This window comes from Pseudomonas sp. SCB32 (genome assembly GCF_009189165.1).
Classification (GTDB): Bacteria; Pseudomonadota; Gammaproteobacteria; order Pseudomonadales; family Pseudomonadaceae; genus Pseudomonas.
Window position 1 is genome coordinate 3,481,335 of record NZ_CP045118.1, and the last position, 21,881, is coordinate 3,503,215.

The 21,881-nt window shown below is 65.3% G+C and carries 18 protein-coding genes; 7 read left to right on the top strand and 11 right to left on the bottom strand.

Annotated features, from left to right (window positions below):
* The first annotated feature begins 50 nt into the window (after positions 1-50).
* Positions 51-1,049 carry a GlxA family transcriptional regulator gene (locus GA645_RS15915; RefSeq protein WP_152223982.1) on the top strand — a complete coding sequence of 333 codons (999 nt, stop codon included), beginning with the start codon at positions 51-53 and terminating at the stop codon, positions 1,047-1,049.
* A 799-nt stretch (positions 1,050-1,848) separates the two neighbouring features.
* Here GA645_RS15915 and GA645_RS15920 read toward each other — a convergent pair.
* Complete coding sequence (locus tag GA645_RS15920; RefSeq protein ID WP_152223983.1) at positions 1,849-3,543, bottom strand: amidase; 1,695 nt, start codon at positions 3,541-3,543, stop codon at positions 1,849-1,851.
* 371 nt (positions 3,544-3,914) lie between these two features.
* Positions 3,915-4,418, bottom strand: a complete 504-nt coding sequence (locus tag GA645_RS15925) for an outer membrane beta-barrel protein (RefSeq protein WP_152223984.1) — start codon at positions 4,416-4,418, stop codon at positions 3,915-3,917.
* Positions 4,419-5,517: 1,099 nt separating this feature from the next.
* Here GA645_RS15925 and GA645_RS15930 point away from each other — a divergent pair.
* From GA645_RS15930 to GA645_RS15940, 3 genes are all read left to right on the top strand, one after another.
* Positions 5,518-5,799: a hypothetical protein gene (locus tag GA645_RS15930; protein ID WP_152223985.1), complete on the top strand. Its 282-nt coding sequence runs from the start codon at positions 5,518-5,520 to the stop codon at positions 5,797-5,799.
* On the top strand, positions 5,796-6,248 hold the full coding sequence (locus GA645_RS15935) for a hypothetical protein (protein ID WP_152223986.1): 453 nt from the start codon (positions 5,796-5,798) through the stop codon (positions 6,246-6,248). The genes GA645_RS15930 and GA645_RS15935 overlap by 4 nt, the downstream gene beginning before the upstream one ends.
* 154 nt (positions 6,249-6,402) lie before the next feature.
* Positions 6,403-7,311 (top strand): MBL fold metallo-hydrolase, encoded by a 909-nt coding sequence (locus GA645_RS15940; protein ID WP_152223987.1) that lies wholly within the window; start codon positions 6,403-6,405, stop codon positions 7,309-7,311.
* A 146-nt stretch (positions 7,312-7,457) separates the two neighbouring features.
* Here the strand turns inward: GA645_RS15940 and GA645_RS15945 are convergent, their stop codons facing one another.
* Complete coding sequence (locus GA645_RS15945) at positions 7,458-8,342, bottom strand: LysR substrate-binding domain-containing protein (protein WP_152223988.1); 885 nt, start codon at positions 8,340-8,342, stop codon at positions 7,458-7,460.
* 401 nt (positions 8,343-8,743) lie between these two features.
* Here GA645_RS15945 and GA645_RS15950 point away from each other — a divergent pair, with 401 nt between their 5' ends.
* A complete protein-coding gene (locus GA645_RS15950) occupies positions 8,744-10,285 on the top strand; it encodes a nucleobase:cation symporter-2 family protein (protein ID WP_152223989.1) in 1,542 nt (513 codons plus the stop codon).
* A 199-nt stretch (positions 10,286-10,484) separates the two neighbouring features.
* On the opposite strand, the gene GA645_RS15955 is transcribed toward GA645_RS15950, so the two are convergent.
* On the bottom strand, positions 10,485-11,399 hold the full coding sequence (locus GA645_RS15955; protein ID WP_152223990.1) for a hypothetical protein: 915 nt from the start codon (positions 11,397-11,399) through the stop codon (positions 10,485-10,487).
* Between the two features lie 195 nt (positions 11,400-11,594).
* Entirely contained in the window at positions 11,595-12,473 is an 879-nt protein-coding gene (locus GA645_RS15960) for a LysR family transcriptional regulator (protein ID WP_152223991.1), read from the bottom strand.
* Between the two features lie 140 nt (positions 12,474-12,613).
* Between GA645_RS15960 and GA645_RS15965 the strand changes: the two genes are divergently transcribed.
* On the top strand, positions 12,614-13,999 hold the full coding sequence (locus GA645_RS15965; RefSeq protein ID WP_152223992.1) for an NAD-dependent succinate-semialdehyde dehydrogenase: 1,386 nt from the start codon (positions 12,614-12,616) through the stop codon (positions 13,997-13,999).
* Positions 14,000-14,114: 115 nt separating this feature from the next.
* On the opposite strand, the gene GA645_RS15970 is transcribed toward GA645_RS15965, so the two are convergent.
* The 6 genes from GA645_RS15970 to GA645_RS15995 form a co-directional block, all read right to left on the bottom strand.
* Positions 14,115-14,642 carry a DUF3828 domain-containing protein gene (locus tag GA645_RS15970; RefSeq protein WP_152223993.1) on the bottom strand — a complete coding sequence of 176 codons (528 nt, stop codon included), beginning with the start codon at positions 14,640-14,642 and terminating at the stop codon, positions 14,115-14,117.
* Between the two features lie 331 nt (positions 14,643-14,973).
* Positions 14,974-15,504 (bottom strand): DUF3828 domain-containing protein, encoded by a 531-nt coding sequence (locus tag GA645_RS15975; RefSeq protein WP_178119557.1) that lies wholly within the window; start codon positions 15,502-15,504, stop codon positions 14,974-14,976.
* Between the two features lie 53 nt (positions 15,505-15,557).
* Positions 15,558-16,874, bottom strand: a complete 1,317-nt coding sequence (locus tag GA645_RS15980; protein ID WP_152223995.1) for an NAD(P)/FAD-dependent oxidoreductase — start codon at positions 16,872-16,874, stop codon at positions 15,558-15,560.
* Positions 16,871-17,542 (bottom strand): S8 family serine peptidase, encoded by a 672-nt coding sequence (locus tag GA645_RS15985; RefSeq protein ID WP_152223996.1) that lies wholly within the window; start codon positions 17,540-17,542, stop codon positions 16,871-16,873. The genes GA645_RS15980 and GA645_RS15985 overlap by 4 nt, the downstream gene beginning before the upstream one ends.
* The gene (locus GA645_RS15990) at positions 17,532-19,259 is read right to left on the bottom strand and encodes an ABC transporter ATP-binding protein (RefSeq protein ID WP_152223997.1); all 1,728 of its coding nucleotides are present in this window, start codon (positions 19,257-19,259) and stop codon (positions 17,532-17,534) included. Before GA645_RS15990 ends, GA645_RS15985 begins: the two co-directional genes overlap by 11 nt.
* Positions 19,259-21,157: a sigma-54-dependent Fis family transcriptional regulator gene (locus GA645_RS15995; protein WP_152223998.1), complete on the bottom strand. Its 1,899-nt coding sequence runs from the start codon at positions 21,155-21,157 to the stop codon at positions 19,259-19,261. The genes GA645_RS15990 and GA645_RS15995 overlap by 1 nt, the downstream gene beginning before the upstream one ends.
* A 251-nt stretch (positions 21,158-21,408) precedes the next feature.
* Between GA645_RS15995 and GA645_RS16000 the strand changes: the two genes are divergently transcribed.
* Positions 21,409-21,813 carry a MerR family DNA-binding transcriptional regulator gene (locus GA645_RS16000; protein WP_152223999.1) on the top strand — a complete coding sequence of 135 codons (405 nt, stop codon included), beginning with the start codon at positions 21,409-21,411 and terminating at the stop codon, positions 21,811-21,813.
* The last annotated feature ends 68 nt before the right edge of the window (positions 21,814-21,881 follow it).

The window sequence follows — 21,881 nt, forward strand, 5'->3', positions numbered from 1 at the left end:
TCTGACGAGCGAGGTGGCGATTGGTCGAACGGCGGCAATTCAGTGGTGCCATGCAGGGACGCAACCTGCGCTTCATTGCCGAACAGCAGAAAGAGCCCACTCGCCAGGCGCGGGTGGGCTTTCTGCTGCTCGAGCACTTTTCCCTGCCGGCTTTCACCCAGGCGCTGGATACCCTCGTCACCGCCAACCTGATCCGCGCCGAGACCTTCGCCACCCAGACCTTCAGCCTCGACGGCGAGTCGGTCACCAGCGACCTCGGCCTAGTCATCTGCCCCAGCGCGGCGCTGTCCTCGGCGCAACTCGCCGAACTTGACCTGCTGGTGGTCTGCGGCGGCCTGCGCACACCGCTGCGCGCAACGCTCGAGCTGACCCGCCTGCTGCAGATCGCCGCCGACAAGGGCATCAGCCTGGCCGGCCTGTGGAACGGCGCCTGGTTCCTCGGTCAGGCCGGGCTGCTGGACGGCTACCGCTGCGCCATCCACCCCGAACACCGCGCAGCCCTGGCGGAGATCGCCCGGCACAGCGAAGTCACCAGCGAGAGCTACCAGCTCGACCGCAACCGCCTGACCGCCGCCAGCCCAACCGGCGCCTTCAACCTGGTGCTGGAGTGGATCAACGCACGCCACGGCCGCGAACTGGTGGACGCCATCGTCGATATCCTCGCCTTCGAGGAATCGCGCTTCCGCCGCACCCGCCCAGCGTTGCACGAGAAGTTCAGCGAGCCGCTGCGCGAGGCGATCAACCTGATGAGCGCGAACATCGAAGAGCCGCTGAGCCAGGACCAGCTGTCGCAGTACGTCGGCCGCTCCAAGCGGCAGATCGAACGGTTGTTCCAGGAGCAGCTGGGGACTACCCCGGTGCGCTACTACCTCGAACTGCGCATCACCGAGAGCCGGCGCCTGTTGCAGCATTCCACCCTGCCGATGTACGAGGTGGCGCTGGCCTGCGGCTTCGTCTCGCCCAGCCATTTCAGCAAGTGCTACACCTCGTTCTACGGTTACTCGCCGTCCAAGGAAGTGCGCTACGGCAATGTGAAGTCGGGCAAGTGACATCCCTCTCCAACGCGCGCGAGGCCCTTGCAGGTCCGTAGGATGGCGTAGAGCGAAGCGAAACCCATCGACCCGGAGCACCGACAGCATGGGTATCGCTTCGCTCCACCCATCCTACGAAGCATGTGCGCTACGGCAATGTGAAGTCGGGCAAGTGACATCCCTCTTCAACGCGCGCGAGGCCCTTGCAGGTCCGTAGGATGGCGTAGAGCGAAGCGAAACCCATCGACCCGGAGCACCGACAGCATGGGTATCGCTTCGCTCCACCCATCCTACGAAGCATGTGCGCTACGGCAATGTGAAGTCGGGCAAGTGACATCCCTCTTCAACGCGCGCGAGGCCCTTGCAGGTCCGTAGGATGGCGTAGAGCGAAGCGAAACCCATCGACCCGGAGCACCGACAGCATGGGTATCGCTTCGCTCCACCCATCCTACGAAGCATGTGCGCTACGGCAATGTGAAGTCGGGCAAGTGACATCCCTCTCCAACGCGCGCGAGGCCCTTGCAGGTCCGTAGGATGGCGTAGAGCGAAGCGAAACCCATCGACCCGGAGCACCGACAGCATGGGTATCGCTTCGCTCCACCCATCCTACGAAGCTACGGCAATGTGAAGTCGGCGAAGTGAGCCCCTCCGGACTGCGCGCTTTTGTAGGAGCGGACCTTGTCCGCGAATGGCCAGTCTCGCAGAAGAGCATCGCGGAGAAGCTCCGCTCCTACGAGATCAAGAGCCCCTCACCGCCCCCCGAATCACCATGAAAAATGCCCGCACAAGGCGGGCATTTTCTTCAGCGACGAACCGATCAAGCCAGCGGCGGCGTGCTCGGCGGCACCAGGCGCTTGGAACCGGTGGCCTCGAAGGCCGCGGCGAAGCGCAGCAGCGCGGAGTCGTCATAGGCGCGACCGGCGAAGGTCAGGCCCACCGGCATGCCGATGTCGGCCATCACGCCCATCGGCACGGTAACGGTCGGCACGCCCAGGTGACGGATCGCCAGGTTGCCGTTGGCAACCCAGATGCCGTTGCTCCAGGCGATGTCGGCCGATTCCGGGTTCACGTCGGCGTCCGCCGGGCCCACGTCGGCCACGGTGGGGAACAGCACGGCGTCGAGCCTCAGGCCGTCCATCCAGTCTTCCAGGTCAAGCTTGCGGGTCCTCTCCAGGCCACGCAGGCCGTCCGGCAGGGTCTCGATCTGGTCCCAGGTCTTCAGGCCGCGCTTGGCCATGTTGACGTACTCATCCATGCCGGCGACCAGGTCGTCCTCGCGGTTCGGCAGAGTGCCCGGGTCGTGGGGGAAGATCTGCGGACCATCGACGTCGGCCAGCTTGTTCAGCTTGGGGTCGCCGTTGGCACGGAGGAAATCGTCGAAGCCCCAGCCGGACAGCTCCCACAGTTCGTCATGCATGAACTGCTCGGTAACGAAGCCACGGTTGAACACGGTCGGCGCGCCAGGGCGGTCGCCCTCGCAGTTGGAGACCAGCGGGAAGTCCACTTCGACGACTTCGGCGCCGGCGGCTTCCAGGGCCTTGCGGGCCTGTTCCCAGAGGTCGATGACAGAGGCGCGGGTGTTGATGCGCTGGCCGGTCGGGCCGCCGATGCCGGGCTTCTCGCTGGTGCCGGCCAGTTCGTCCTTGTTGATGAACATGCGCGGCACGCCCAGACGCTTGCCCTTCAGGGCTTCCGGACCAGCAGCCAGGTCCAGGTAGGACGCCGGGCGGACTTCGGAGACGGCGGGGATCGGCACCCACGGCTGCAGGCGCCACAGATCGCCACGCGTGTCGGTGTCTTCGGCGACCACTACGTCCAGCACTTCCAGCAGGTCGGCCATGGTGCGCGCGTAGGGCACTACCACGTCCATGGTCGGGGTCAGCGGCCAGTTGCCGCGTACCGAAATCACGCCACGGGACGGGGTGTAGGCGCACAGGCCGTTGTTCGAAGCCGGACCACGGCCGCTCGACCAGGTCTCTTCCGCCAGGCCGAAGGCCGAGAAGCTCGCGGCGGTCGCGGTGCCGGCACCGTTGGAGGAACCGGAGGCGAAGGGCGCGGTGAGGAACTTGCGGTTGTACGGGCTTTCCGCACGGCCGTAGACGCCGCGCTGCATGCCGCCGTTGGCCATGGGCGGCATGTTGGTCTTGCCCAGGCAGATGGCGCCGCCAGCGCGCAGGCGCTCGACGGTGAAGGCGTCGCGGTAGGCGACCAGGTCCTTGAAGGCCGGGCTGCCGGAGGCGGCGGTCAGGCCCTTCACCAGGTAGCTGTCCTTGGCGGTGTAAGGGATGCCGTCCAGCGGGCCGAGGGTCTCGCCACGGGCGCGACGGGCGTCGGAGGCTTCGGCTTCCTTCAGGGCCTCGGTGTTGCGCACGATCACGGCATTGAGCTTGGTCGGGCCATCGTAGGCGTCGATGCGCGCAAGGTAAGCCTGGACCAGTTCGACCGCGGTGGTGCGGCCCGACTCCAGGGCGTCACGCAGCTGCGCAATGGAAACTTCGGTTACCTCGATCATGCTTTCACCGTCGGCTGAAGGTTGGTGGGAAGGGGCAGGTCTGCGTCGCGACGGACGCAAACGGCGCAAGTCGGAAAATGCGTGTTCATCTCTATTCTCTTGTACTTCTTGTTACGCGACGGGAGTGGGTACACCGTCGGCCGGCGGCGTCCGGCAGCCCCCGGAGGACAAACCGGGAACAGGAGTATGGCAAGTAAGGCAAATAAAGCCGCCAGGGCGCACACACTGGCACGTCCGATCAGAATACACAACACGCGTAAATTAAAAAAAACGCCCGCCGACAGGGGAATCGGCGGGCTAAACGGGCGCCTGGGGGTCGCCCGCAGGAATAGAGATCAGCGCATCGCCAAGCCGATGCGCTGTTCGGGGGATCAGAAGCGGAAATAGGCCGACAGGGTGGTCTGGTCGAGGTCCACGTCACCAACCTTCAGGGTCTCCTGCTCCAGGCGCACGCCCAGGCCGCCGATCACGTCCATCTCGGCACCGTAGCCGTAGAGGGCGTCCAGGTCTTCGGAGTTGCCCGTCACGTCATCGTCGTCAGAGCGCCAGCCATGCACACCGGCGGTGCCGAACAGACGGATACGCTCCCCGATCGGAACGCCCAGGCGCACGTTGGCCTGAATAGACTGACCCTCGAATTTCTTGTCGCCGTCACTCATCTCGCCGAAATCGACCACCGCGCCTTCGAACGCCAGGTAGTTGTTCAGGCGATAGCCGGCGTAGACCTTGAAACTGTTGTCCTTGTCGTTGAACCGGGACTCATCGATCTCGCCCTGCGTGACACCGCCACCGACGTAGAGGCCCCTGTCGTCGGCGAACGCCAGCATCGGGGACGACAACAGGAACAGGGTGGAAATCATTTTTGCGACACGCATGAAAACTCCTTTCCGGTGACAATTACTGTCATCCGTACAAACTTGAAATGAATTGGATTCGGACAGACGCCGGCTCCCCGAATGGAAACCGCGCGTTTATCGCCAGATGGCGGAACGAATGAATAAGCGGAAGAACATCGAACCCGTTTGAATCACCCTCTCTATCCAGAACACAAGGCCAGGTAATTAAATCCAACGGGATATTCGGCTGACTATCGTAGGTTCTCGATAGTCGGGAAATGAACTTGCGAATGAAGCGAAGTGCAGGCCCGCAGGGCTCGGGCGCCACGGGGAGAACCAGTCGAATCAGTCATTGCGCTTTCACTGCGCTGTCAGTCGTGATCGTCCTCTTCGAAACAGCACCACGCTCTTTCCGTTATCGCGCGAGTGAACTTGAACGTTCATGGATTTGAATCGAAGCATCGTTGCTGGCTACTGGTTTTCTTCATATCAAGCAGCACAGCCAGCACTTCGAACGTGCTCGCTGATAATACGGTTTGCAGTCCCCGGATATATACCGCATGAAAACAGCGAGTCAGTCTCCCCCTGCCCCAACCCGCCACTGCGGCCTCCACCGTGATGCCCAGGGCACGAGAATCAGCTCGTCTTTTGTCGCCAAGGAAAATCAGAGCCGCTAATAGTGCTGAAGCGTTGTTCTGTCGTCATTTTCACGCGCCAGTGCAGAAAGGGTTCCAGGCGATACATACGAAATCTCCCACGGTCCTTTACCCTTGTGGGCCTATGAGCGCCGTCGATAGATTCCGTCTGCCACGGTCAATCCCGTGGCCGGGTGTCGCAGCCCGGACCAAGACAGAGCGCACGTAGCGCCATTGCACCTGCACAGGCGCTTTTTCATGCCTGCTGCTTTCGTGCATCTATGGCTGACCGTGCGGTGCGGGCTTATGCCCGGCCGGTTCTTGCTCCGTCTCCCGGTACTGCGACCTCCGCACGGTCCGCCACCCTACCTCGTGTCGCAGCGAAGGTGATGTGGCGGCTCCCTAACGCAAGTACGGAGCAAAGGAAATGCACTTCCCCCCTTTCACGCCCGCGCACCGCCATTTCCTTCACGTTTTCCCTGCCCTCCGCCCGGAGGTGCGCCATGCCTGACTTCCGTCCCATTCCCCTGACCACCCAGCCCCATGACGACGTGCTGTTCGTCAACGCATCGTCGCCCCCCGACCACCTTCACGAAACCGCGCTGCGGCGGCTGACCGCCGTCGAAGACATCCTGCGCCTGATGGAAGACGACACCGACCGCGGCCTGATCCACGCCACCGCGCGCCTCGCCTCAGCGCTGGCCCCCCTGGTGAGCGAGGCCCGGCAGCTCTACGAGCTGGCCCTGGATCGTCACGCACGCGCAGCGCAGGAGTCGGACCTATGACGCAGGTCGGTGACGCCGCGCAGCATCATTACGAAGCGGCGCTGGCAGGCCTCGCACAGATTCGCCAGTACCTGCCAACCGGCACTCGCATGGATGCGCTGGCACTGCTGGAGGATATCCGTGAGCACGTGGAGCAGGCGTTCTGGCAGGCCAGTCTACAGCAACGGGTGACCCCCGCCTCGGTGGCCGCGACGCCCTATTGCTGCGCCCTGCCCCTGCCCCCGCAACGACGTAAACACCTGGATGCGCTGCGCCGAGGCATGTTGATGGCCGAGCGCAGTTTTGCCACGAAAGGGGACGTCGCGCCCTGGAATGCACTGCTGTACGGGCGGTATCAGCATGGCAAGGGACATCGGCAGGAAAGTTTCGAATGCGGCTTCGTGATGCGCATGTTCCAGCTGTTGCACGAGGCCTGCGCGGAGCAGCAGCCTCGGGCGTCCAGCCGGTAGCGCCATTGGGCAAGTGCCACCCTTTAGCTGTCCTGAAGTCTGAAGCTTCAAAAAACGTGCATTGAAGTGCGGGCCTCCCGACGGTGAGATAAGCCCGGCAGACAGCACGCTGCCAATGGCCAATACAGAACAATGAAGAAGAGGCTCACCGCCCATGCGCAAGCTCATGAAGATACTCGCCCTGGCATCCACCACCTTGCTGAGCGCCCCCCTGGCGGCCCTGGCAGACGACACCGGCAAAGCCCGTACGGAAGCCTTCGTGGTGCACCGGCTCACCGACTTTCTCTACGCGATCGGCGAACCGAACTACTACCAGAAGAACTATTCGTACCTGTTGGTGGGGAAAGACCAGGCGCTGATGTTCGACTCGGGCGCCAACCAGAAGGAAGACATCACCCAGGTGGCCCGGCGGATTACAGACAAACCGCTGTCGGTGCTGCCCTCGCACCTGCACTTCGATCATCTGGGCGGGCTGCACAACTTCCAGAGCATCTACCTGATGGATACGCCCTTCACTCGCAAGTTCCGCCGTGCGGACGGGCTCTACCAGGTGCCGGAGCCGGTCTACCTGGGCAACATCGATCACATGACGCTGGCGCCATTCAAGGTGGCGCGGCTGGTGAAGCCCAACGAGGTGATCGACCTGGGCGGGCTGAAGGTCCGCCTGCTGAGCGTGCCGGGGCACACCCCGGACGAAGTCGCGCTGCACGACGAGGCGCACAACATCCTGCTCTCTGGCGACCACCTCTACCCTTCCTGGCTGCTGGCGGGGAACCTGAAGGATTACGTTGCCTCGCTGGATTCCACGCTGAAGCTGATCAACCCGCAGACCACCCTCTACGGCGCCCACGCCGACGAAGACCCGACCAAGGTGCCGGCCATGACCTACGCCGACGTCGTGGCGGTCCGCGACAAGATGCAGCAGATCCAGGCCGGCCGCGCCAAGGGCGAAGCCTTCAGCGACCCGGAGCTGATTAAAAGTTCGGAGCTGTACAAGGTGGAGAAGGACATCAGCATCCTCACCGACATCCAGTTCACCGATGGCCGTGGCTACGGCTACTGAGGACTGCTCTTTGTAGGAGCGAGCTTGCTCGCGAACCGGAGTCAGCCTGGCGCAGTGGTGCAGGCCTATAGCTCTCCATTCGCGCGCAAGCTCGCTCCTACACCTTCGCCCAACTCGCAGTAGCAAAAGGACTCTCCGGTCAGCCCCTACTCGCCAATCGACAGCAACCAGTCGATGAACGCCCGGACCTCCAGGCATTCGCGTTTTGCCTCGGGGCAGACGACGTAGTAGTTGTGCACTGCCGCTACCCAGATCGGCAGCGGGCGTACCAGGCGGCCTTCGTCGAGGTCACGGGCGGAGACGGTCTCATCGCTGAGCGCCACGCCGAAACCGTCCCGCGCCGCCTGCAGGACCATGCCGAAATCCTCGAAACGGATGTCCTCGGCGCCACCCCGGCTGTGGCCGGCCTCGGCCAGCCATTGCTGCCACTGCCGACCGTCATCCTCGTGCAGCAGACGGTGCCGCGTCAGGTCGGCAACTTCATGGATGGCCTGCGGCCCGCGCAGGTACTGCGGGCTGCACACGGGCGTCATGCGGATGCCATGCAGCAGGTGCCACCAGACGCCCGGCCAGGGCGGCGTACCGTAGATCACCGCCACATCGGCGCGGCGCCAATCCACCTGCGGCATGCCCGGCGCGGTGATCACGCTCACCCGCACTGAGCGCGATTCCTCCATGAAGCGCAGCAACGGCCGGCTCAGCCACTCCACGCCTTCGGCCGGCGGAATCGACAGGCAGATCTCCACCCGCTCCTCTTCGTTCCGGACGCCTGCCTGCAACGCCTGGACCGCCTCGGTGATCTCGCCCATGGCACTGGCCACGCGCTTCTGCAGCTCGCGCCCGCTGGCGGTCAGCACCAGTTGCCGGCCACGCTTCTCGAACAACTCCACGCCCAGGCTGTTCTGCAGCGACTTGACCTGCTGGCTGACAGCGCCGGTGGTGACGTGCAGCTCCACGGCGGCCGCCGCCAGACTGCCCAGCCGGGCAACGCTTTCGAACACTCTGAAGCTGTGAAGTGGAGGAAGCGCCATGTCTGCTCCGAAGTCGTACTTGGGCGCCGCCCAACCGTGGCAAAGGGTTATAGCAGGAGCGGCCGCCGCACGGGAGCGGATCGGGTAGTGAACGACGGCGGAAACAGAGCTGCCGGCACGCTCAGGACGGGGCCGGAAGGTCGCCCAGAGACGGCAACTTCAGAAATTGTATTCATTAACTTGTGTGATTGAACTCAAATTTAATGACATATCGTGTACATACTATTCAACACAGCTGACCCGGCAAGATTCCCGTCCCAGAGCCACTCGCGGCGCGCCATTGTGTAACCGATCGGTCAGTTTTCGGACCACCGGACAAAAACATGTATACAAATCAGTAGATATTTCCCACGGATTTTGTCTACAGTGGTCCCACAACAAAAACAAGCGAGTCCTCAGTCATGAATGATCGTTCAGCTGTAGCGTCCGTCGGAGCACGCCCGGAAGACGAGAACCTCGGTATCGGCGCCAATCTGGCGTACGGCCTGCAACACGTTCTGACCATGTATGGCGGCATCGTCGCCGTGCCCTTGATCCTCGGCCAGGCGGCCGGGCTCTCCCCCAGCGAAATTGGCATGCTGATCGCCGCCTCGCTCTTCGCCGGTGGCCTGGCCACCCTGCTGCAAACCCTGGGTCTTCCCTTCTTCGGTTGCCAGCTGCCGCTGGTGCAAGGCGTGTCCTTCGCCGGTGTGGCCACCATGATTGCCATCCTTGGCGGTGGCTATGAGGGCGGCGGCCTCCCCGCCGTGCTCGGCGCGGTGATGGCGGCGTCGTTCATCGGCTTCCTGATCACCCCGGTGTTCTCCCGCATCACCAAGTTCTTCCCGCCGCTGGTCACCGGTATCGTGATCACCACCATCGGCCTGACGCTGATGCCGGTCGCGGCGCGCTGGGCCATGGGCGGCAATCCCAAGGCGCCGGAATTCGGCAGCATGGCCAACATCGGCCTCGCTGCCATGACCCTGGTGATCGTCCTGCTGCTGAGCAAGCTGGGCAGTTCGTCGATCTCCCGCCTGTCGATCCTGCTGGCGATGATCATCGGCACCCTGATCGCCGCCGCACTGGGCATGACCGACTTCTCCCGCGTGGCCGAAGGCTCGATGGTGGCAATGCCGTCGCTGTTCCATTTCGGCATGCCGACCTTCCACATCTCCGCCATCATCTCGATGCTGATCGTGATCATGGTGACCCTGGTGGAAACCTCGGCGGACATCCTCGCGGTCGGTGAAATCATCGGCACCAAGGTCGACTCCAAGCGCCTGGGCAACGGCCTGCGCGCCGACATGGCGTCGAGCATCATTGCGCCGATCTTCGGCTCCTTCACCCAGAGCGCCTTCGCCCAGAACGTCGGCCTGGTCGCCGTGACCGGCGTGAAGAGCCGCTACGTGGTCGCCACCGGCGGCCTGATCCTGGTCACCCTCGGCCTGCTGCCGGTGATGGGCCGCGTCATCGCCGCCGTGCCCACCTCCGTCCTCGGCGGCGCCGGCATCGTGCTGTTCGGCACCGTGGCGGCCAGCGGCATCCGCACCCTGGCGACCGTGGACTACCGCAACAACATGAACCTGATCATCGTCGCCACCTCCATCGGCTTCGGCATGATCCCGATCGCCGCACCGAGCTTCTATGAGCACTTCCCGAGCTGGTTCGCCACCATCTTCCACTCGGGCATCAGCTCGGCGGCCATCATGGCCATCGGCCTCAACCTGCTGTTCAACCACTTCAAGACCGGCAACTCGGACCAGCAATCGGTGTTCGTCGCCGCCGAGGAACGCACCCTGCGCTATCGCGACATCGCCGCACTGAACGAAGGTGACTACTTCCAGAACGGCAAGCTGTTCGACTGCGATGGCAAGGAAGTCCCGCTGATCAACGACGATCACGATGACCACCACGCCCCCGGTCACAAGCGACAGCTGCGCGAGGCGGAAAACAGCCACGTCTGACCTGGCGACACGAACGAAAAGGCCCCGCATCTGCGGGGCTTTTTCTTTAGCTCTTGGCTCTTGGTGCTTGTAGGAGCGGGCTTGCTCGCGAACAGGATTTACCTGCAACTCCAGGCGTCAGGCGGGTTCGCGAGCAAGGACTGGGCGTCCCCCGCGGTCCTACAGACCCAGGCATGCCACGTAACCCGGGGCGCACGCCCTACCGATGATCGTATATCGCCATTTCCTCCTCGATGGGTGCCGCCCTCAGGGGCACCACGGTGGCGACGTCGACCATCGCAGCCGGCCCTTCGACCGCCAGCATGAGCGGTGCCGAGGGCCCGCCACCGGGCGGCGGATTGATCACTTCAACGATCAGGACACCTGCCCGCGCGACATCCTCGGGCAGCAACTGGAACGCCAGCCGGGTGCTGTCGGCCAGGGTCGTCTCGCGGCCCTCCCCGTTCACCTGCACCCGCACACCACGGGCGAACCCCACCCCACGCAGACAGATGTAGGTCGCCTGCTGGCTGGCGACCGCTGGTTGCGCGTCGACGATGTAGGCGATGGGGTTTTCCAGATCATCCTTGCGTCGGGTGTCACCCGCCGCTTCGCGGGTAAGGAACAGGGTGTCGAAGAGTTCGCTGAGCTTGTCGGTGGCCTGCTTGGCGAACATGCCGGCCAGGCAGGACATGCCGATCAGCCCATACAGATTTACGTTACTAGCCTCGCCGGTGACGCTGACGCCGAGAAAGCCGCCGCGGATGAACAGATAGAGGAGCATGGCGACGACCATGCCGATGAAGGGTTTGAGCGCGTACCACCAGATCCAGCTGGCCATGAGGCGTTCATTGCCGACGAAGTCGCCGAAGGACTTGGCGATATGCACGAAGCTGCCCAGGCCACCGGCGGACATGACCATCGCCAGCAACCGCGCGTCCGGCCCCGGACACCAGCCAACCAGGCACTGCACGTCGGGATCGCCGAGCACGCCCGGCGGCGGGAACTTCGGATAGAGCTGGGGCCACAGGGCGACCAGCAGGCAGATGAGCAACAGCGCAAGGCAGACCAACCCTGCGCCCATGATTCCGATCTGGATTGAATTGGCGCGGCGGCTCTTGCTGCGTGTGTCCATCTTGCGCTCCGGGCAATGGCCCAACGGGAGGGAAAGCGCCCTGCCGCGAAGAGCGATTGCCGCCTTCGCACGACGGACAGAGAAATCCACGTTAGCGCAGCCCGGCGGCTCTGCAAGAGGGAATTGCGAATATTTCGCGACTGTCTCCGCAGCGATACGTTGCGCTGCTGAAACAGTGCCCGGAATGGCCCGTCCTCAGGCCACTTCAGCCTCGGGCTGGACGTCGTCCAGTAGTCCGATAAATGCGCGCAATGCCGGCGTATCGGTGCCGCGCCGCCAGAACAGCCAGGTGGTGGCGTCGGCATGGTTCGGCGCCAGGCGATGGATGGCCACGTTACGGCCGCCGGCGAGGCTGTCGAACATCGCCCGCGGAATGATGGCTACGCCACCCCCCGCCGCGATGCAGGCGAGCATGCCGTGGTAGGACTCCATCTCGACGATCTTTCCCGGCACCACACGGTGCTCGGCGAACCAGGCCTCCAGGCGCTTGCGGTAGGAGCAGGTGTCGCGGAAGGCGAATACCGTCTCCCCCGCCACATCCCGCGCGTCATGCACCGGCGCGTGGGATTTGGCGCTCATCAGGACCAGTTCCTCGCGGTACACCGGCTGGCCGTCCAGCTGCGGGTGATTGGCCGGGCCGTCGGCGAAGGCGGCGATGAAGCGACCGGAGAGCACGCCGTCGATCATCTCGCCGGAGGGGCCGGTGGAAAGGTCCAGCTGTACCTTCGGGCAATGCTGGTGGTAGCGCGCCAGCATCTCGGGGATGCGCACCGCCGCGGTGCTCTCCATGGAGCCCAGGGAGAAGCTGCCGTGCGGCTCGGCGCCCACCGCCACCTGCCTGGCCTCCTCCACCAGGTCGAGGATGCGCTCGACATAATCGAGGAAGCTGCGCCCGGTAGGCGACAGACGGAGGCGCAGCTTCTCGCGGATGAACAGCTCGCTGCCCAGTTCGGCTTCCAGCTGCTTGATCCGCGTGGTGAGGTTCGAGGGCACGCGATGTAGACGGGCCGCAGCGGCAGTGATGCTGCCTTCCTGGGCGACGGCGCGGACGATTTCCAGCTGGGTGAGGTCCATGATTCTCTCCGAGAGAAAGAGTCTTTCTTGATTATTCATTTTACATGAATGTATCCGCATCTTAATTTCTGCTCCATACCGGAGCCAGCGCGCCCGGACGAACGACCGCCTTGCCCCCAATAGAACAAGCAGGACTCACCATGAACCAGATCGCCGCCATCCCCGCTGCCATCTCCCGCAGCCCCGCCAACGGCCAGGAACTGGCCCGCTACACCTTCGAAGACGCCGCCCAGCTGGAAGCTTCGCTGGCTCGCACCGATGCCGCCTTCCGCCAGTGGCGCGAAACCAGCATCGCCGAGCGCGTCGCCGTGCTGCGCAAGATGGCCGAGGTGCTGCGCGCCAACGTCGAGCCGATGGCCCGCATGGAAGCCCGGGAAATGGGCATGCCGGTCACCCAGGCCCGTGGTGAGATCAACAAGTGCGCCAACCTGTGCGACTGGTACGCCGAAAACGGCCCGGCCATGCTGGAAGACGAGAAGACCCCGATCGACGGCGCGTACATTTCCTACCTGCCGCTGGGCCCGGTACTGGCCGTGATGCCGTGGAACTTCCCCACCTGGCAGGTCATGCGTGGCGCGGTGAGCATCATCCTGGGCGGCAACACCTACGTCCTCAAGCACGCGCCGAACGTCATGGGCTGCGCCTATCAGCTGCGCGACGCCTGGCTGCAGGCCGGCCTGCCGGAAGGCGTATTCGAAGTTCTGAACGTCGAGCCGCCGCTGGTCTCCAAGGCCATCGCCGATGACCGCATCGCCTCCATCGCCGTGACCGGCAGCGTGGGCGCGGGCGCCGCCATCGCCTCCCAGGCAGGTGCCGCGCTGAAGAAGTGCGTACTGGAGCTGGGCGGTTCCGACGCCTTCATCGTACTGGCCGACGCCGACCTCGACGCCGCCGTGAAAGCCGCCGTCGCCAGCCGCTTCGGCAACTGCGGCCAGGTGTGCATCGCCGCCAAGCGCATGATCCTCGAAGAATCCATTGCCCCGGCCTTCACCGAGAAGCTGCTGGCCGCGGTCAAGGCGCTGAAGATCGGCGACCCGCTGGCGGACGACACCTTCGTCGGCCCCATGGCCCGCTTCGACCTGCGCGACGAGCTGGACGGCCAGGTACAACAGGCCATCGCTGACGGCGCCACCCTGCTGCTGGGCGGCCACAAGCTCGAAGGCGAAGGCAACTACTACGCGCCGACCGTGCTGGCCGACGTGAAGCCGGGCAACACCGCCTTCAAGAAGGAAATCTTCGGCCCCGTGGCCTCGCTGATCGTCGCCCGCGACGCCGAGCACGCCCTGGAACTGGCCAACGACAGCGAGTTCGGTCTCTCCGGCGCCATCTGGACCGCCGACAAGACCAAGGCCCAACAGATGGCCCGTCGCCTGGTCAGCGGTGGCGTGTTCATCAACGGCTTCTCGGCTTCCGATCCCCGTGTACCGATCGGCGGCGTGAAGAAGAGCGGCTTCGGTCGCGAGCTGTCGCACTTCGGCCTGCGCGAGTTCACCAACCCGCAGACCGTTTGGATCGACCGCAAGTAAGCCTTTGCTCTTGCAGGAGCGGACTTTGTCCGCGATGGGGTCCGGCGCGATGCGGGCCTATCGCGGACAAAGTCCGCTCCTACGTTCCCGTCTACATCGGTTCGAAGCGCGCTAATCAGGGTTTGGCCCCGTCCTTCTTGAACTGCAGCAGTTCCTGGGTGTTGAGCCGCAGATTCTCGGCCAGGCTGCCCTCGTCATTGACGAAATCCTCGACGCGCCAGCCTTGGGCCGTGTTGTGCAGCAACAGATCGAGCTGCTTGCCCTCTCCCGTCACCACGTCCTTGAGCGTCACGCTGGCCTTGAGCCGGTCGCCGTCAGCCGCCGCGAAGGTGAGCGTCTGGATGCGGATATCGCCCCAGTCCTGGCAATCGCACAGCGGGTCGCCGTTGAGGTAGCCGACTTCGCCTTCGGCGGCATCCTGGTCGGCCTTCATCAATGCGATCAGCGCAGCATCGAAGACATCCGCCTCCTTCAGCTGCTTGTTTGGCACACCCGGCCCGTCCGGCGTGTAGTTGGAGTAGATCTGCCGCAGGAAGCGTTCCGCGCTGGCGGTATCCGCCGCATCGGGTTTGCCGGCGGCCAGCGAAGCGCCGGCCATCGCCAGCAACATCAGCAGCGCCAGGATGTGTCGCAGGTAGCCCATGGTTCCCTCCAGCGTTTGGCCGCGCTTCAGGGCCCGGCCGTGGTTCGACGCAACGTGACGAGCTTAGCTCGCCCAGTGACCGGAGCGTGAATCTACACAGCCGCGTGATGGGCAGCGCAGTACCGTAGGGCGTACAACCGTTCGCGGCTGTACGCCGGCTGCCGCAGGCGCCCCTCCCGCGGGGCTATCGTCACGCCAAGCCGCCGTAGGATGGGTGGAGCCCCATCAACAGCAGTGCACGACGCTCGATGGGTATCGCTTCGCTCCACACCGTCCTACGGACCTGGCCAAGGACGGTTGCTCCCAGCAGTGACGGCATTGAGCGCGTCGATCAGGCTGCCATCGCCCCCTTCTTGTACTGCAACAGCTCGCGGGTGCTGCGCCGCAGGTTCTCGGCCAGGCTGCCGTCGCCGTTGATGCAGTCCTCGATACGCCAGCCATGGGCGGTGCGATGCAGCAACAGATCGAGGCTCTTCGCCTCCCCGTTCAGCACATCCTTGAGCACCACGCTGGCCTTCAGCCGATTGCCGTCGACCGAGGTGAAGGCAAGGGACTGGACCCTGATATCGCCCCAGTCCTGGCAATCGCACAGGGGGTCGCCATCCAGGTAGCCGCCCTCGCCCTCGGCGGCGTCCTGGTCGGCCTTCATCAGGGCCAGCAACGAGGCGTCGTAGACATCCCCCTCCTTCAATGAATCGTTCGGCACGCCGGGGCCATCCGGGGTGTAGCTGGCGTAGATCTGCCGCAGGAAGTGCTCGGCACTGGTGGTGTCCGCCGAGGCTGGCGACGTGGCGGCAAAGGACGCATCGAAGGTCATCAGCAGGCTCAGCAGCAAGGCGGACGCAGGTCGCAGCAATGACATGGGAGTCTCCATCGATCAGCCACGCAGCGAGGGCGCGGCGTTCCGTGACGCGGTTAGAGATGCGGTCGGTAGCCCTGCGCCAGCAGCCACCCCTGGAATGCCCGACGCCGTTCCGGCGGCAGGTCCGCCAGGACCTGGGCCTCCGGTTCCGCGCGAAGGCGCCGCAGCCAGGGCGCCAGTTCGAGTCCATCGATATGCCAGAAGCCCAACGGCTGATCGGCGCTGACCACCACCTCGGCCTCGTCGACGAAGGCTCCGCGCAACACCGGCGCACGCTCGATGCGCAGGCTGGCGAAATCCGCCGGCACGTGGCTCGGCTGCTCGTCCGGCCAGGTGCGGCGGGCCTGCCAGAACGGCTGGTCGACCCACTGCTCTTCACTGGCATAGAAGTCACGCCCGACCCGGGCGAAGCGCAGGAACAGCTGCTCGACCCGCTGCTGGTGGAAACGCTTGGCCAGCTCCGCGCGCTCCGGCGCACGCAGCAAGGTATTGATGACCACCGGCGCCTGCAGCGCCGACGACAGCGACTGGAAGATGCCGTTGCCCGATAACGGGTCCACCGCCATCGCCGCATCGCCCACGCGAATCCAGTTGTCCCCGCAGGCTTCCAGGCAGAGGATCGCCGTGCTGCTGCGGGCGTGCAGGTCCAGCTCGCGCTCCTCGGCGCCGGCGAAGAATTCCCGCACCCGCGTTGAAGCCGCACGGCGCTCGCGACAGTAGTCGAGCAGCTGATCGCGCGCCGGCAATTGGCTGCTGGCGACATCGAGGGTCAATTGCCAGTAGCAGCGCCCGTCGCTCAGCCGGGCCATCCAGGCCCAACCGTCCGGCAGGCTCTCTACCGCGCTGGCCAAGGGAGCGGGATCGCCCTGCCAGCGGTTGAGCAGGCTCAGGGTTTCCGGGCCGCGCCGGGCCTTCTGTCCTTTCTGGTTCAGCGGTGCCTGGCGGCCACGGGCTTCGACGAGGAAAGCGCCCTGCACTTGCCGATCGCCATCGAGCTTCACACGCCAGCCGGTGCCATCCGGCTCGACAGCCAGCACCTGGGCCTCGACCAGCTCGACGCCAGCGGCATTCAGGTCCTCGCGCAGCCCGGCATCGAAGCGCGGGCGGTCGAGGATGCATTCGATGTTCTGCGCGCTTTGGGCCCCGTTCCAGTGCACGCGCCTTTGCGAGGGCGGCGCGGCGCAGTCCAGGGCGTGGCTCAGCCCAGCACTTCGCAGTCCCTCCAGCACACGCTGGGAGACGCCTTCGACGGCGGCGAAGCGACGCCATTCACTGATGACCGTGACGGCATGGCCCAGGCGGCGCAGGCCGAGGGCGACGGCGGCTCCCGCGGGGCCGGCGCCGAGGACCAGGATCGGGCCCGCGCTCACACGTCCACCTTTCGCTCGATGCCGTGATAAGGCGCACGCTCACGCATCAGCTCGATCAGCTCCAGGTTCGACAGCTCCGGGCTCTCGGCCAGCATCGAAGCCAGATGCCCGCTGAACGCCGCACACCCCAGGCTGGCACCCGAGCGCCCGGCCAACCGCACCGCCGCCCCGAAGTCAGCCTGAGAACTGTCCAGCCAGGACCATTCCCGCTCGCGACAACGCGCGTCGCCCGTCACCCGGATCACTCCCGGATAGCTTGCCGGAAACACCGGCTCGCCCTGGGCCGGACTCGACGCACAGATCAGCACGCCAGCCTCCACCAGATGCGCCACGGCATCGCGCAGGACCGGCCGATCCTGCCGCACGCCAAGGCTCAGGTTGACCATGCGCACGCCCTGGCCACCCAACCAGTGCAGCGCGGCAGCGATCTGCAACGGGCTGGTCACGCCGCGTTCATCGAATACCTGGGCAACACACAGCCGTGCATCCGGCGCGTGGGACAGGATCGCCTCGCACACGGCGCTGCCGTGCCCCAGGGCATCGGCCTGCGGCTCACCTTCGCCATGGCAGTCACGGTTGAGATAGAAGCGCCGCCCGGCATTCACGCTTGCGCTTTGGGTCGTCGCGAAGCCGCTGTCGACCACGCCGATACGTAGTTCAGGCTTCATGTCGCTGCACCGGCTGAGCCTCGCGCACCCGCAGTTGCCCGTCCTGCAATTCCAGATGCAGGTCGGCGGCGGCCAGGGTCGACGTACGGTGACTGATCAGCAGCCGCGTACGCCCGGCGAACAGCCGGTCGATGGCCGCGATCACTTCGCGCTCGGTGCTTTCGTCCACCTGCGAGGTGGCTTCGTCGAGCACCAGGATCAAGGGGTCCTGCAACAGCGCGCGGGCAATGGCGATGCGTTGCTTCTGCCCACCGGAAAGCTGCTGGCCACGCTCGCCCAGCGGGCTGTCGAAACCCTCGGGGAGACTGGCGACCAGGCTGTCGAGTTGCGCCGCGCGGGCGGCTTTCTCGATAGCGTCGCGGGTCGACTCGGGCGCGCTGTAGGCCAGGTTGTCGGCGAGGCTGCCACGGAACAGCACGATGTCCTGGCTGACCACCGCCACGCGCCGGCGCAGGGCATGCAGGTCGAGCTCGCGCAGGTCCACGCCGTCCAGCAGGATGCGGCCCTGGTCGGGATCGTAGAAGCGTTGCAGCAGGTCGATCAGGGTGCTCTTGCCGACACCCGACGGACCGCTCAGGGCGACCTTGAGGCCAGCGGGAATCACCGCCTGCACGTTCTGCAGGACCGGCTGTGCGCGGCCGGGCCAGGCGTAGTGCAGGCTCTCCAGGCACAACTCGCCAACCACCGGCATCAGCCGTGGCGCGGCGGGGGAAACGATGGTGGCCTCCTCGCCCCGCAGTTCCATCACCCGGCCAAGGCTGACGGTCATGCGCTGCAGCGCGACATAGAGGCCGAGCAGACTCTGCACCGGCCCGATGGCCATGCCGAGGTAGGTGGAAAAGGCGATCAGCGAACCCAGCTGCCAGGTCCCCTGCACCACCCAGTAGCCGCCGACCAGGAAGGCACAGGCGCGGGACAGCGACATCAGGGTGCCGGGCACCGCCTGGGTGAAGAATTCGGTGAGCTGCAGGCGCAGCAGCTGGCCGAGGTAACCCTGCCCCAGCCCTTCCAGGCGCCCGGCTTCGCGGGATTGCTGGCCGGCGGACTGGATGAATTTCATTGCCGGCAGGGTCTCGACGAAGAACGACGAGAGGTCCGCCGAGCGCTCGCGCAGGCCGCGCGCCTCGCGCTCCACCTTGCGCCGCATCCAGCGCAGCCAGAGCACGTCCAGCGGGATCAGCAGCGCCACCAACAGCGAGAGCTTCCACGACAAGGTGAGCAGCATCACCAGCGCGCCGACCAGGCCGATCACGCTGGAGACGGCGGAGAACAGTGAGTCCACGGCGAAGCGCTGGATCTCGGCGACGTCACCGTCCAGCCGGGACATCAGGTCGCCGATGCGGCGGCGGCCGAAGAAGCTTGGCGACAGGGTTTGCAGGTGGCGGTACAGGGCATCGCGCAGGGCGAACAGGATACGCCCGGACAACCGTGTATGAAGGAAGCGGTTGAGGCCGGACAGCGCCGTGCCGACCAGCCCGACGACGATCATCGCCCCGGCCACCATCACCAGCACCGGGAAGTTTTTCGCCAGCAGGCCGTCGTCGATCAGCATCTTGGTCAGCCAGGGCTGCGCCAGCACCAGCAAGGAAGCGCAGAACGACAGCCCGAGCAGCCCGGCAATCGCCAGCTTGTGCGGGCGCACGAAGCCATACAGCCAGCGCAGCGACGACTTGAGCGCCTGCGGGTCGTCGCTCTCGATCAGGCGCGTGAAGAACATCATCCCACCTTGAGTTGCTTGAGCTTGCGATACAGCGTGGCGCGGCTGATGCCCAGCGCGTCGGCGGCGGCGGAGACGTTGCCCTGGTGGCGCTCCAGCGACTGGCGGATCAGCTCCAGTTCGTTCTCGCGGATGCTGCCGCTCTGCGGACGCTCCCCGGCGCTGAGTTCGTCCAGGGTGCTGTCGGGCAGATGGTCGACGCCGAGGCAGTCCTCGCCCTCCTCGCGCATGGCCAGCGCGGTGCGCAGGACCATCTCCAGCTGGCGGATGTTGCCCGGCCAGTGGTACTCGCGCAGCAGGCCGAGCAGTTCGGCGGAAAGCTTCACCTTCGGCGCGCCCATGCGCGCCAGCAGAGCGACGGCCAGCTCGGCGAGATCGTCGCGCTCGCGCAGGGCCGGCAGCTTCACGCTGATGCCGTTGACACGGTAGTAGAGGTCTTCGCGGAACTGCTTCTCTTCCACCAGGCGCTTGAGGTCGCGGTGGGTGGCGCAGATCAGCGCAACGTCGATGTCCTGTTCCTCACCGGCGCCCAGCGGCGCCACCTTGCGCTCCTGCAGCACGCGCAAGAGGCGCGCTTGCAGGGCCAGCGGCATGTCGCCGATTTCGTCGAGGAACAGCGTGCCGCCGTGGGCCTGTTGCAGCCGGCCGACCATGCCGCCGCGCCGCGAGCCGGTGAAGGCGCCGTCGCGGTAACCGAAGAGTTCGGACTCGATCAGACCTTCGGGAATTGCCGCGCAGTTCACCGCGACGAAGGGTTTGTCGCTACGCGCGCTGGCCTGGTGCAAGGCGCGGGCGACCACTTCCTTGCCGCTGCCGGTTTCGCCCAGCAGCAGCACCGGGAGTTCGTTGACCAGCCCCTGGCGAGCCATGCGCAGGGCGCGGGCGTAGCGCGGGTGGCTGCCAGCCAGGGCTTCGAGATCGGGGCCGGCCGCCTGGCGCGGCGTGCGGTTGCTGACCGGCACCCCGTGGCTGCGCAGCGGCGCCTGGAGGGTCTTGTAGAACAGCTCGCCCTTGGGCGTCTGCAGGCTGCCCACGCCGCCCTGGTAGAGCCGGCCGAGCAGCTGGTCGCCGCGCAGGCCGAGGAAGTCTTCGCTGCGCCGGCCGACCAGGCTTTCACGGGTGGCGCCGAGCAATTGGCAGGCCTGGCCGCTGACGGCCAGCACCTTGCCGTCCAGGCTCAGCGCGAGCAGCCCCTGCCAGGCGGAGTCCAGGTACTGGCGGCGATAATGGAAGGCGATCACCACCTGCCCCGGATGGCTGACGGCGAACAACCGCGCCTCAATCTGGAACACCGCGAGGCTGAGCAGCGAGAGGCTTTCCCGCGGGCCGGAGAGCGGTCCTTCGCGGGTCATGTCGAGCACGCCGAGGAAGTTGCCTTGCGGTCCCTCGATGGGCACCGAGGTGCAGGAGAAGCGGCTCAGGCGGTCGAGGAAGTGTTCACCGCAGTCGATCTGCGTGGCGCGCTTTTCCACCAGCGCGGTGCCCAGGGCGTTGGTGCCACGGGCGGCTTCGCTCCAGCAGGCGCCCTGGACGATATCGACCAGGCCCTTGCTCTGCATGTGATCGCGGGCGCCTTCCACCGAAAGAATCGTGGCGTCGGCATTGGCCAGGATGATCACGCCGTCGTGGCCCTGGCGCTGGTGCAGGTAGTCGAGTTCGGGGGTCGCCGCGTCGAGCAGCAGGCGGTTACCGGCCAGCAGGACATCCGGCTTGATGCGCGTGTCGAGGCCCTGCTCGGTGCCGCTGGCGCAGTCCAGGCCGTGGTCGAGGCTTCGTCGCCAGGAGGCGTCGATTTCCTCACGGAGCACACCGCTCGGGACTTCGCCTTCCTGTTGCAGGCGTTCGCGGGCCAGATGGGCTTCGCGCAGCAGGTCGCTGCTTATTGTTCTTGTAGTCATGCATCGCTCCGGTAGGTCCCGTCGCCAAGCTTCAGCACGGAACTCGCAGGCTGGTCAGGGCTGTGTACACCCCCCGGCGGCGTCAGTAAAGGGGAAGTCCTCGGTAGGAAGACTAGTCTTCACTACCCGGAGCCGAGCGCGACAATTCATTCGCCTGCTCTTCTTCCTACACCGCCTGCGAGGTGTGTTGACAGTGACTCGAGGCAGGTTTACGTTAACGTAAAGGTAAACATCCAAGCAAGAGCATTCCCATGCCCACGACCTACACCATCTCCGAGCTGGCCCGCGAACTGGACGTCACCACCCGCGCCATCCGCTTCTATGAGGAACAGGGGATGCTCAGCCCCGAGCGCCGTGGCCAGGAGCGCATCTACAGCCCGAAGGACCTGGTGGCCCTGAAGCTGATCCTGCGCGGCAAGCGCATCGGCTTCTCGCTGGCCGAGTGCAAGGAGCTGATCGACCTTTATGACCCCAGCAGCGGCAACACCAAGCAGCTGGAGACCTTCCTCGGCAAGATCACCGCGCGCCGCGCACAGCTGGAACAGCAGATGCTCGACATCGAGCAGATGAAACTGGAACTGGACACGGCCGAGGAACGCTGCCTGGCAGCCATGGCCGAGACCGACAAACCCCGGAAGCAGCGCGCCACGAGCTAAGACAAGCCCGGACCTTGCGAGCTAGAGGCAGGCAAGGCGAAAGACGCCGAGAACGCGGAGTTAACGCT